The 11,002-nt window shown below is 73.2% G+C and carries 10 protein-coding genes and 2 pseudogenes; 7 read left to right on the top strand and 5 right to left on the bottom strand.

Annotated elements, in window-relative coordinates:
* Positions 1-46: 46 nt before the first annotated feature.
* A complete protein-coding gene (locus ACFV6I_RS32240) occupies positions 47-985 on the bottom strand; it encodes an SGNH/GDSL hydrolase family protein (RefSeq protein WP_380429141.1) in 939 nt (312 codons plus the stop codon).
* 311 nt (positions 986-1,296) lie between these two features.
* On the opposite strand from ACFV6I_RS32240, the gene ACFV6I_RS32235 reads away from it, so the two are divergent.
* Positions 1,297-2,952 carry an FAD-binding dehydrogenase gene (locus ACFV6I_RS32235; RefSeq protein ID WP_380429139.1) on the top strand — a complete coding sequence of 552 codons (1,656 nt, stop codon included), beginning with the start codon at positions 1,297-1,299 and terminating at the stop codon, positions 2,950-2,952.
* Between the two features lie 21 nt (positions 2,953-2,973).
* On the opposite strand, the gene ACFV6I_RS32230 is transcribed toward ACFV6I_RS32235, so the two are convergent.
* Positions 2,974-3,324 carry a metalloregulator ArsR/SmtB family transcription factor gene (locus ACFV6I_RS32230; RefSeq protein ID WP_063347062.1) on the bottom strand — a complete coding sequence of 117 codons (351 nt, stop codon included), beginning with the start codon at positions 3,322-3,324 and terminating at the stop codon, positions 2,974-2,976.
* Between the two features lie 118 nt (positions 3,325-3,442).
* Here ACFV6I_RS32230 and ACFV6I_RS32225 point away from each other — a divergent pair, with 118 nt between their 5' ends.
* The 3 genes from ACFV6I_RS32225 to ACFV6I_RS32215 all read left to right on the top strand — a co-directional run bounded on the left by ACFV6I_RS32225 (position 3,443) and on the right by ACFV6I_RS32215 (position 6,116).
* Positions 3,443-3,847, top strand: a complete 405-nt coding sequence (locus ACFV6I_RS32225) for a hypothetical protein (RefSeq protein ID WP_063347061.1) — start codon at positions 3,443-3,445, stop codon at positions 3,845-3,847.
* Positions 3,848-3,997: 150 nt separating this feature from the next.
* Positions 3,998-4,252 carry a hypothetical protein gene (locus ACFV6I_RS32220; protein ID WP_063347060.1) on the top strand — a complete coding sequence of 85 codons (255 nt, stop codon included), beginning with the start codon at positions 3,998-4,000 and terminating at the stop codon, positions 4,250-4,252.
* 196 nt (positions 4,253-4,448) lie between these two features.
* The gene (locus tag ACFV6I_RS32215; protein ID WP_079135505.1) at positions 4,449-6,116 is read left to right on the top strand and encodes a metallophosphoesterase family protein; all 1,668 of its coding nucleotides are present in this window, start codon (positions 4,449-4,451) and stop codon (positions 6,114-6,116) included.
* 115 nt (positions 6,117-6,231) lie between these two features.
* Here ACFV6I_RS32215 and ACFV6I_RS32210 read toward each other — a convergent pair whose 3' ends face one another.
* Positions 6,232-6,564: a YnfA family protein gene (locus tag ACFV6I_RS32210; RefSeq protein WP_063347058.1), complete on the bottom strand. Its 333-nt coding sequence runs from the start codon at positions 6,562-6,564 to the stop codon at positions 6,232-6,234.
* A gap of 18 nt (positions 6,565-6,582) precedes the next feature.
* Positions 6,583-7,797 carry a pyridoxal phosphate-dependent aminotransferase gene (locus ACFV6I_RS32205; protein WP_380429136.1) on the bottom strand — a complete coding sequence of 405 codons (1,215 nt, stop codon included), beginning with the start codon at positions 7,795-7,797 and terminating at the stop codon, positions 6,583-6,585.
* A gap of 96 nt (positions 7,798-7,893) precedes the next feature.
* Between ACFV6I_RS32205 and ACFV6I_RS32200 the strand changes: the two are divergent.
* A pseudogene (locus ACFV6I_RS32200) lies at positions 7,894-8,247 on the top strand (winged helix-turn-helix transcriptional regulator); the annotation flags it as partial.
* A gap of 150 nt (positions 8,248-8,397) precedes the next feature.
* Positions 8,398-9,273, top strand: coding sequence for an SGNH/GDSL hydrolase family protein (locus ACFV6I_RS32195; RefSeq protein WP_380429134.1), 876 nt, complete (start codon positions 8,398-8,400; stop codon positions 9,271-9,273).
* On the opposite strand, the gene ACFV6I_RS32190 is transcribed toward ACFV6I_RS32195, so the two are convergent.
* The gene (locus ACFV6I_RS32190; protein WP_380429132.1) at positions 9,168-9,899 is read right to left on the bottom strand and encodes a GNAT family N-acetyltransferase; all 732 of its coding nucleotides are present in this window, start codon (positions 9,897-9,899) and stop codon (positions 9,168-9,170) included. The genes ACFV6I_RS32195 and ACFV6I_RS32190 overlap by 106 nt on opposite strands.
* Before the next feature lie 167 nt (positions 9,900-10,066).
* Here ACFV6I_RS32190 and ACFV6I_RS32185 point away from each other — a divergent pair.
* Positions 10,067-10,903 (top strand): annotated as a pseudogene (locus ACFV6I_RS32185) (pentapeptide repeat-containing protein); the annotation flags it as partial.
* Positions 10,904-11,002: the final 99 nt, after the last annotated feature.

Here is an 11,002-nt window from a genome sequence, read left to right as displayed (position 1 = left end):
CCGCCCCCCTCGGGGTTTGCGGGGCCTAGGGATTGTCAGACACGCCCTACCGCAGCGCGGCGAGCACCGCGTCCGCCATCACCTTCTCGCCGGTGGCGTTCGGGTGGAACGGCACGGCGGGCGAGCCGGGCAGCGCGCCCTCGATCCAGCGGTCGTCCGAGCACACGTCGTGCCCGGCGGTGGGCGCGGCGGTGTCGACGTACGTCGCGCCGCCGACCGCCGCGGTGCTCTTGAGCGCGGCGTTCAGCTTGTCGAGCACGCCGTGCATGTACTCGACGTCGCCCGGGGTCACGGGCTGGCGCAGGATGCACGAGCGGCCGTCGGCGGGCAGCACGGACGGGTAGCCGACCAGCAGCACCCGGGCCCGCGGCGCCTTGGCGTGGATGCGCCGCAGCGTGTCGGCGACCTGCGGCGCGATGCTGCTGGTGATCCGCTCGGCCAGGTCGTCGTTGCCGTACTGCCAGGACCAGCTGCTCCAGTCCCAGTAGCCGTGGTGGTAGACGTCCTTGCAGGGCGTGCCGAGCGGGTTGACGACCGCGCCGGCGATGCAGGTGGCGACGAGTTCGCCGAGGCCGAGGTCGCTGGCCGCGAGGTCGTTGCCGCCGATGCCGAGGGTGACCAGGTCGGTGTCGGGGGTCACCGCGTCCAGCTGCGGGTCGTTGACCCGGATGAAGGCGTCGTACTGCGGCTGCGTCATGGCCTTGACCTTGGCGGCGGCGCAGGTGACGTCGGTGTAGGCGCCGGCCTTGAGGGCGGCGGCGACCAGGTGGCCGTAGTTGCGGTCGGAGCGCAGGCACAGGCCCGCCGACTGGCCGGGCACGCCCGCGCCGGCGGCGTAGGAGTCGCCGAGCGCCACGAGGTGCTTGGGCGCCGGGGTGGCGGCCTGGGCGCTGGTGGAGGTGAGCGCGAGGGCGGCGCCCAGGGCGACGGAGGCGAGCGCGGTGGAGCTGCGCAGGTATCGGGGTTTCCGGGCAGGGCGGAGCACGGTTCCTCCTGGGGGGAGAGAAACGACGGGTGGGGGTCGTGCCGGGCCGCGGCTACTCGCAGGTAAGTTACTTGTTGGTTTCGTGGACGTCCATGCCGTGCGCGGAAATTTCCGAAATTCCGTCAGATCGCATTTCGCATTTCGCTCCACCGTGTATCGAAGACATTTCCGAAACGGTGTGGAGCGGAATTGCCGCACTCGGTTGTTACCGGCCGGTTGACCGGACGTCACCGCAGGCCGCAGTATCGGGCGCACAGCGACGGCGCCCACCCCGCGCGCGCCGTCCCGCCCGCCGCGACGGAGGACTGCGCATGGCCCTGGACGCCGACGTCATCGTCATCGGAGCAGGACTCGCCGGACTCGCCGCCACCGCCGAACTCGCCGACGCCGGACGGAAGGTGATCCTGCTCGACCAGGAGCCCGCGGCCTCGCTCGGCGGCCAGGCGCACTGGTCCTTCGGCGGCCTCTTCCTGGTCGACTCGCCCGAGCAGCGCCGGATGCGGATCCGCGACTCGCACGCCCTCGCCCGCCAGGACTGGTTCGGCACCGCCGGCTTCGACCGGCCCGAGGACGCCTGGCCGCGCCGCTGGGCCGAGGCCTACGTCGACTTCGCGGCCGGCGAGAAGCGCTCCTGGCTGCACGGCCTGGGCGTCCGGTTCTTCCCCGTCGTCGGCTGGGCCGAGCGCGGCGGCCTCCTCGCCGACGGCCCTGGCAACTCGGTGCCCCGCTTCCACATCACCTGGGGCACCGGGCCCGGACTGCTGGAGCCCTTCGTCCGCCGGGTCCGCTCCGCGGCCGCCCGCGGGCTGGTCGACCTGCGCTTCCGGCACCGGGTCACCGGCCTGGCCGCCACCGCGGGCGTCACCGACACCGTCACCGGCGAGGTGCTGGTGCCCAGTTCGGCGGCCCGCGGCGAGGCCAGCTCGCGCGAGGCCGCCGGACGGTTCGAACTGCGCGCCCAGGCCGTGATCGTGACCTCCGGCGGCATCGGCGGCAACCACGACCTCGTCCGCAAGGCCTGGCCCGCCCGGCTGGGCACCCCGCCCGCCAAACTGCTCTCCGGCGTCCCCGCCCACGTCGACGGGCTGATGCTCGGCATCGCCGGCGACGCCGGTGCCAGCCTCATCAACGGCGACCGGATGTGGCACTACACCGAGGGCATCGAGAACTGGGACCCGATCTGGGCCCGGCACGGCATCCGCATCCTGCCCGGCCCGTCCTCGCTCTGGCTGGACGCGCGCGGCAACCGGCTGCCCGTCCCGCTCTTCCCCGGCTTCGACACCCTCGGCACGCTCGACCACATCATGTCCACCGGGTACGGGCACACCTGGTTCGTGCTCAACCAGCGCATCATCGAGAAGGAGTTCACCCTCTCCGGCTCCGAGCAGAACCCGGACCTGACCGGGAAGTCCGTGCGCGGCGTCCTCGGCCGCGCCCTGCCCGGCGCCCCCGGTCCGGTCCAAAGCCACCTGCGGCACGGGCCCGACTTCGTCGTCGCGGGCAACCTCGCCGACCTCGCCCGCGGCATGAACGCCAGGACCCGCGAGGCGCTGATCGACCCCGCCGAACTGCGCCGCGCCGTCGAGGCCCGCGACCGGCAGTTCGCCAACCCCTTCGCCAAGGACCTCCAGGTCACCGCCGTCCACGGCGCCCGCCGCTACCTCGGCGACAAGCTGATCCGGGTGGCCCCGCCGCACCGCATCCTCGACCCGGGCGCCGCCCCGCTGATCGCCGTCCGGCTCAACATCCTCACCCGCAAGTCGCTCGGCGGCCTGGAGACCGACCTCTCCGCGCGCGTCCTGCGCCCCGACGGCGAACCCCTTCCGGGCGTCTACGCCGCGGGCGAGGCCGCCGGCTTCGGCGGCGGCGGCGTCCACGGCTACCGCTCCCTGGAGGGCACCTTCCTCGGCGGCTGCCTCTTCTCCGGCCGCACCGCCGGCCGCGCGGCGGCTCAGGCCACGGCCTAGAGGACGGGGGCGGGTGCGGCCTCAGCGCTCGTCGGTGAGGCCCAGCCGCAGGTGCTCGACGTGGTACACGGCCTGGTCGAGGAGGGCGGCGACGTGGTCGTCGTGCAGGGAGTAGACCACCGAGCGGCCCCGGCGCTCGCCGACGACCAGGCCGAGGTTGCGCAGCAGCCGCAGCTGGTGGGAGCAGGCGGACTGCTCCATGCCCACGGCGTCGGCGAGTTCGGTGGCCGCGCGCGGTCCCTCGCGCAGTTCGGCGAGGATCAGCAGCCGGGAGGGGGTGGCCAGCGCCTGGAGGGTGGTCGCGACCTTGGCCGCGTTGGAGGCGTCCAGGCGCATCCGCGGTACGGCTTTCTCGGTGGTCGCGTGTCCCATGGGGGCATCCTACGGACCGCCGCCGAACCCCGGCACCCGGTACCCGGCAGTGCCTCTTGGCATGCCAGGTAGGCTGCGCGTGCAGCGTGCCCCGTGACCAGGAGGAGTTCCAGAGCCGATGAGCCGCCGAGACCGGGACCGCAAGCAGGCGGCCGCCTCCCCGGTGACCGTCACCGTCTGCCGGGGCTGCTGCTGCGGCACCGAGGCCAAGCACCCGGGGGTGGACCACGCCGGGCAGTACGAGCGGCTGCGGGCGGCGGTGGGTGCGGCGGGCCGGGTCCGCGCGGTCAAGTGCCTGGACGTGTGCACCCAGTCCAACGTGGTGGTGGTCGGCCCCTCCGGGGAGGGGCGGGCGGCGGGCGGGCGCCCGGTCTGGCTGGGTTTCGTGCTGGCGGACGACATGATCGACGAGATAGCCGCCTGGGTGCACGCGGGCGGCCCCGGGCTGGCCGACCCGCCCGGGCTGCTCGACCTCCAGCTGATCTCGGTGTCCCGCCGGGTCCGCGAGGGCCTGGCGGAGTAGCGGACGGTGGAGTCGATCCGTCCTCATCACGGTTGGGACGCAGCGGGGTTGGCCGATCCGGCGGCCGAGCAGGATCCGCTGGACGCCGCCCTCGGCGGTCCCACTACCATGACCGGTGGCTGCCAGCGGTTCCGCCCAGGGAGGACGACGATGACGACGGTCTGCCGGATCTGCGCGGGCACCGGCCGGACCGCCGGCCTCAGCTGCCGGACCTGTCAGGGCACCGGGACCACCGAGGTGGGCGGCGGGGGCGGCAACTGCTTCCTCTGCGACGGCACCGGGGTGTACGTCCGCTACCGGGTGGACGCGACCGGCGCCAAGCACGCCTACCGGGACGAGATCTGCCGCACCTGCGACGGCACCGGCAACCGGTCCCCCTCCACCTGGGACGAGCCCTCCGGCTGAGCGTCCCCGTCCGCGGCGGCGCCGACGGTGGCTCAGGCCGCGCCGCCGGGCGGGGCCATGATCCGGGGTCGGTCCGGGGCGGGCGCGCTCCTTTACCTGATCATGGTCGAACATTGGCGTTCGAATGGGCGGCGCGCTGCGGCCCGTTCACCCCGCGTCCGTGTGCGGTCAACGCGCCGCTGGAAGAGTCCCGCGCATGGATATCCCTCACATGGGCGTACCGGCCAAGCTCGCCGACCGCATGAGCACGGCCGAGCAGCACGAGTACCTGCGGGCCCGCTTCTCCCGCCGCCGGATGCTGCGCGCCGGCGCCGTGACCGTCGGTGCCGTCGCCGTCGGCGGCGCGCTGGGCAGTGGGACGGCCTTCGCCGCGCCGGCGAGCCCGCAGCTGCTGACCGGTGCCACGACGGCCGGTGTCGACGGTTCGCTGGTCGCGCCGATCGGGCGCCACCTCCAGTTCGGGCCCGAGCCCGACACCCAGTTCCGCATCTCCTGGCAGGTCCCGGCGCCGGTCAAGAAGCCGTTCCTGCGCTTCGGCAAGACCCCGTGGGAGCTCAGCCACAAGCTCCAGGCCGAGGTCCGCACCCTGCACACCCCGGCGCTGAGCCCGAACAGCCAGCCGGTGGACCAGTACTACCTGCACGTGGCGCTGGAGGACCTGCACCCCGACACCACCTACTACTACGGTGTCGGCCACGAGGGCTTCGACCCGGCCTCGCAGCAGCAGATCTCCACCCTGCACACCTTCCGCACCGCGCCCTCCCGCGACCACCGCTGGGGCAAGGTCTACGAGCCGTTCACCTTCACCGCCTTCGGCGACCAGGGCGTCAGCTCGCACGCGGCCGGCAACGACCACGTCATCCTGGCCCAGAAGCCGTCCTTCCACCTGCACGCCGGCGACATCTGCTACGCCGACCCGGCGGGCTCCGGCACGGACCCCGACAAGTCCGTGTACAACGCCAGGACCTGGGACGACTTCCTGGTCCAGACCGAGACGGTCGCGGCGACCGTGCCGTGGATGGTCGCCTACGGCAACCACGACATCGAGGCCTGGTACTCGCCCAACGGGTACGGCGGCGAGAACACCCGCTTCTTCCTCCCGGACAACGGCCCGGACCCGCGCAAGGTCCCCGGCGTCTACACCTTCCGCTACAAGAACGTCGGCGTCATCTCGCTCGACGCCAACGACGTCTCCTACGAGATCCCGGCCAACCTGGGCATCTCGGCGAACAAGCAGACCAAGTGGCTGGAGCGCACCCTCAAGGACCTGCGCAACGACGAGACGATCGACTTCGTCGTGGTCTTCTTCCACCACTGCGCCTTCTCCACCACCGTCGCGCACGCCTCCGAGGGCGGTGTCCGCGAGGCCTGGGTGCCGCTGTTCGAGAAGTTCCGGGTGGACCTGGTCATCAACGGCCACAACCACATCTACGAGCGCACCGACGCGATCCTCGGCAACAAGGTCTCGAAGCAGGTGCCGAGCGGCGCCACCATCGAGCCGGCGAAGGATGGCGTCGTCTACGTGACCGCGGGTGCGGCCGGCCGCAGCCTGTACAAGTTCGACGTGCCGGACACCTACGAGGGGCACGAGAACCACCAGGACGAGGTGAAGACCTACTACTGGGGGAAGGGCAAGGTGAAGGTCCCCGAGACCATCCAGTGGTCGCGGGTGCGCTACACCGGCTACTCCTTCATCAAGGTCGACGTCACCCCGGCCCACCTGGGCCAGAAGTCGTCCATGAAGGTGACCGCGCTGGCCGAGGACGGCACGCAGATCGACAACTACACGATCCTGCGCAACGTCGGCGAGGGCTGGGACTCGGACCACGACGACGACGGTCAGGGCGGCGGCTGGGGCTGGTAGTCCCCGAACCGGCTTGCCGGGCCCCGGTGTCGAGGAGTCCGCACCTCGACGCCGGGGCCCCGTGCGTGGACGACCCCGTGCGTGGAGGGCCCCGTGCGTGGCGGGCCCAGTGCGCTCAGCGCCGGGGCCCGTACATGATCACCGCGACCCCGGCCAGGCAGACCAGCGCGCCCACCACGTCGTAGCGGGTCGGCCGGAAGCCGTCCACGACCACGCCCCAGAGCAGCGACCCGGCGACGAACACCCCGCCGTACGCGGCCAGCACCCGGCCGAAGTGGCTGTCCGGCTGGAGCGCCGCGACGAAGCCGTACCCGCCGAGCACCACCACCCCCAGCCCGGCCAGCCACCACGGCCGCTGCTCGCGCACGCTCTGCCAGATCAGCCAGCAGCCGCCGATCTCGGCGAGGGCGGCGACGACGAACAGGGCGACGGAACGCAGGACGGTCATGGCCGACAAGCCTAGGCGTCAGGATTGCCGGTACGTCGCGAGGAAGCGGCCGATGCGGTTGATGGCCGTCTCCAGGTCGTCGGCGCGGGGCAGGGTGACGAAGCGGAAGTGGTCCGGGCGGGGCCAGTTGAAGCCGGTGCCCTGGACGACGTGGATCTTCTCGCGGAGCAGCAGGTCCAGCACGAACTGCTCGTCGTCGACGATCCGGTGCACCGCCGGGTCGAGCCGGGCGAAGGCGTACAGGGCGCCCTTGGGCTTGACGCAGCTGACGCCGGGGATCTCGTTGAGGGCCTTGAAGGCGACGTCGCGCTGTTCGGTGAGCCGGCCGCCGGGCAGCACCAGGTCGTTGATGGACTGGTGGCCGCCGAGCGCGGCCTGGACGGCGAACTGGGCGGGCACGTTGGGGCACAGCCGCATGCCGGAGAGCATGGTCAGGCCCTCCAGGTAGTCGGCGGCGTGCTGCTTGGGCCCGGAGACGACCAGCCAGCCGCTGCGGAAGCCGGCCACCCGGTAGGCCTTGGAGAGGCCGTTGAAGGTGAGGGTGAGGACGTCGTCGGCGAGGGCGGCGAGGCAGTGGTGCTCGGTGTCGTCGTAGAGGATCTTGTCGTAGATCTCGTCGGCCAGGACCATCAGCTGGTGGCGGCGGGCGAGGTCGAGGATGCCCTCCAGCAGTTCCTTCGGGTAGACCGCGCCGGTGGGGTTGTTGGGGTTGATGACGACGATGGCCTTGGTGCGGGCGGTGATCTTGGCGGCGATGTCGTCGAGGTCCGGGTACCAGTCGGCCTGCTCGTCGCACAGGTAGTGCACGGCCTTGCCGCCGGCCAGCCGGACCACGGCCGTCCACAGCGGGTAGTCCGGCATCGGGACGAGCACCTCGTCGCCGTCGTCGACGAGCGCGGTGACGGCCATCTGGATCAGCTCGGAGGCGCCGTTGCCGAGGTAGACGTCGTTGACGCCGACTCCGGTCACGCCGCGTTGCTGGTAGTACTGCACCACCGCGCGGCGGGCGGGCAGGATGCCGCGCGAGTCGCTGTAGCCGTGCGCCTTGGGCAGGTTGCGGATGATGTCCTGGATGATCTCCTCGGGCGCCTCGAAGCCGAACGGCGCCGGGTTGCCGGTGTTCAGCCGCAGCACGCTGTGCCCGGCCTCCTCCAGGGCGTTGGCCTGGTCGACAACCGGGCCGCGGATCTCGTAGCACACGTTGTTCAGCTTGCTGGACTGCCGAAACTCCACTGCGGCCTCCCGACCGTCACCACCGCATCGTTGCTGATGCTTTGTTCTACCAAGTTGGCACTTGGAAAGTCCAACCTTTTGGCTATGCTGATCCACATGTCACGCCGAAGCTACGACCAGTACTGCGCCGTCGCCCGCGCCCTGGACGCGGTGGGGGAGCGCTGGAGCCTCCTGATCGTCCGTGAACTCCTCGGCGGCCCGCGCCGATACACCGACCTGCACGCCGACCTGCCCGGCGTCTCCACCGACATCCTCGCCGCCCGGCTCAAGCAGCTGGAGGGCGACGGCCTGGCCCTGCGCCGCCGGCTCGAACGGCCCGCCAACGCCACGGTCTACGAGCTCACCGAACGCGGCCGCGAACTGCGCCCGGTGATCGAGGCGCTGGGGGAGTGGGGCCTGCCCGCCCTCGGCGAGCAGCGGCCCACCGACGCCGTCCGCGAGCACTGGTTCACCCCCCGCACGGCGGACGACGGGGCGCCCGTCGCGGGTTAGGCACCCGTGCTCGTGCTCGTGCCGGTGCCGGGGTCCGATGCCGGTGCCCGGACCGGCCGCGTAGCATCGTCGGGCCACGGAGCCATCGGAGGAGAGCGGAGACCGCCCGTGCCCACCACCTACCGCAGTTACGTCGCCGTCGGGGACTCCTTCACCGAGGGCATGTGCGACGACCTGCTGCCCGACGGCCACTACCGGGGCTGGGCCGACCGGGTCGCCGACGCGCTCGCCGCCGAGGCCGGGGGTGACGGCGGTTTCCGCTACGCGAACCTCGCCGTCCGCGGCAAGCTCATCGGCCAGATCCACGACGAGCAGCTCCCCGCCGCCACCGCGATGGGCGCCGACCTGGTGACCCTCGTCGGCGGCCTCAACGACGCGCTGCGCCCCGGCTGCGACATCGCCCGGGTCGAGCGGCTGCTCGGCCGCTGCACCGAGGAACTGCGCGCCACCGGCGCCACCGTGGTGCTGTTCACCAGCACCGACCCGACCCGCAGGATGGCGGGCAGCGCCCGGCTGCTCCCGGCCATCCTGCGGATGAAGGCCTTCGTGCACGAGCTAGGCCAGGACGAGGGCGTCGCCGTCGTCGACCTGTTCGCCGCCCCCTGCTTCGACGACCGCCGGCTCTGGGGCGAGGACCGCCTGCACCTGTCGCCCGAGGGCCACCGCCGGGTCGCCGAAGGGGTGTTGGAGGCGCTCGGCCGCCCCGCCGCCTTCGACTGGCGCGCCCCGCTGCCGCCCGCCGCCCCGCCCGGCCGGGCCGAGCGGCTGCGCGCCGACGCCCGCTGGCTGGGCGGCCACCTGGGGCCGTGGATCGGCCGCCGGCTCACCGGGCGCTCCTCCGGCGACGGCCGGCCGCCGAAGCGGGCCGAGCTGCTGCCCTACTCGGCTCCGGGCTCGGCTGCGGGTTCTACGGCGGGCTCGGCTGCGGGTTCTGCGACGGGTTCGGCCGCAGGTTCGGCGGCGGGCTCGGCTGCGGGCTCGTAGAACAGGCTCGCCATCGGGGAGCGGGTGGTCCAGCCGAGCGCGGTGTAGAGCGCCCGGCCGTCCGGGGTGCCGACCAGGACGGCGGTGTCGGCGCCCGCCTGGTGCCCGGCGTTCTGCAGGGTCCGCATCACCAGGGCGCCCAGGCCTCGGCGCCGGTGCTCGGGCGCGGTCACGATCTGGTCCGGCACGGCCACGGGGCCGGCCAGACCCGCCTGGCCGCGTGCGGCGAGGTGTCCGGCCTCGGTGCGGACCAGGGTCCGGACGACCCCGCCCCGGGTCCAGGTGGTCACCGTGTAGCCGGCCGGCACCTCGGGCCGTTCGGTGCCCAGCGGGGCGGTCATCAGGTACCCCGGCTGGTCGAGCCGCCACTGCGGGCCCAGCCAGGGCCGGGCGACGGCTTCCTCGGTGAACAGCTTGAGCCAGGTGCCCGGTGCGGTGGTGGCCTCGGCGATCTTGCGGACGTCGGGCTCGGCCGGCTCGGGCAGCACATGCCGGGCGACGTGGCCGACCACGCCGACGTCGATCGTCCAGCCCCAGGGCTCGTCCACCGCTTCGGCCGCGCCGCGCGAGACGCTCCAGCCGGCGATCCACATCCGGACGAGTTCGTTGATGCTCGGGTCCTGCACTCCTACCCCCGTATGCCATGGGCGCACTGCGTCATGGGTGCACCTCGTAATAGGTGCACTGCCGATTGACACCTTACCGGGGGTGGGGTGGGTGTGACCAGCGCCAAGTAGGCTTGGCGGTCCGAGGCACCGGACGGCCGGTGCCCACGCTGGAAGGACCACGCGACGTGCGCGAGACCGAGCCGCCGCAGCACCCCACGGCGGCTCAGCCGACCGAGCTGCGCTCCGACTGCACCAGCTGCTTCGGCCTCTGCTGCGTCGCCCTGCCCTTCGGCGCCGGCACCGACTTCGCCGTCGACAAGGCCGCCGGCAGCGCGTGCCGCAACCTGCAGACCGACTTCACCTGCGGCATCCACGAACGCCTCCGCGACCGGGGCTTCCAGGGCTGCACCGTCTACGACTGCTTCGGCGCCGGGCAGCGCGTCTCCCAGGTCACCTTCGGCGGCCGCAGCTGGCGCGAGGCGCCGGCCGACGCCAAGCCCATGTACGACGTCTTCCCGGTGGTGCGCCAGCTCCACGAACTGCTCTGGTACCTCACCGAGGCGCTCGGCTACGCCCCTGCCCGCCCGGTCCACGCCGACCTGCGGCAGGCCCTGGAGGAGACCGACCGGCTCGCCGGCGGCACCCCCGAGGAGATCCTCGCCGTCGACGTCCCCGCCCACCGGCAGCGCGTCAGCGACCTGCTGCTGCGCGCCAGCGAACTCGTCCGCTCCGCCGTCCCCCGCCGCCGCGAACACCGCGGCGCCGACCTCTTCGGCGCCCGCCTGCGCGGCGCCGACCTGCGCGGGGCCAACCTGCGCGGCGCCCTGCTCGTCGCCGCCGACCTCAGCGGCGCCGACCTGCCCCTCGCCGACCTCGTCGGCGCCGACCTGCGCGACGCCGACCTCTCCGGCGCCGACCTCACCGAGGCCCTCTTCCTCACCCAGGCCCAGCTGAACGCGGCCCGCGGCGACGCGAGCACCCGCCTGCCGGCCACCCTCACCCGGCCCACCCACTGGCCCGCCACGGCCCCCGCCCCGGCCGCCGCCGCCACCGGCGCGCGCGGCACCCGCAAGCCGCGGTGCGGCGGGCGGCCGGGGGGGCCGCCCCCCCCCCGGCGGCCG

The organism is Kitasatospora sp. NPDC059803, from assembly GCF_042732255.1.
In the GTDB taxonomy this organism is placed as follows: Bacteria; Actinomycetota; Actinomycetes; order Streptomycetales; family Streptomycetaceae; genus Kitasatospora.
The sequence above is the reverse complement of the archived record's forward strand: the minus strand, read 5'-3'. Positions and strand labels throughout refer to the sequence as shown.

Bases quoted from the DNA above. Each gene is read 5' to 3' on its own strand.
- ACFV6I_RS32235 (WP_380429139.1), top strand. From the start codon at position 1,297: ATGGCCCTGGACGCCGACGTCATCGTCATCGGAGCAGGACTCGCCGGA.
- ACFV6I_RS32230 (WP_063347062.1), bottom strand. From the start codon at position 3,324: ATGGGACACGCGACCACCGAGAAAGCCGTACCGCGGATGCGCCTGGAC.
- ACFV6I_RS32225 (WP_063347061.1), top strand. From the start codon at position 3,443: ATGAGCCGCCGAGACCGGGACCGCAAGCAGGCGGCCGCCTCCCCGGTG.
- ACFV6I_RS32220 (WP_063347060.1), top strand. From the start codon at position 3,998: ATGACGACGGTCTGCCGGATCTGCGCGGGCACCGGCCGGACCGCCGGC.
- ACFV6I_RS32215 (WP_079135505.1), top strand. From the start codon at position 4,449: ATGGATATCCCTCACATGGGCGTACCGGCCAAGCTCGCCGACCGCATG.
- ACFV6I_RS32210 (WP_063347058.1), bottom strand. From the start codon at position 6,564: ATGACCGTCCTGCGTTCCGTCGCCCTGTTCGTCGTCGCCGCCCTCGCC.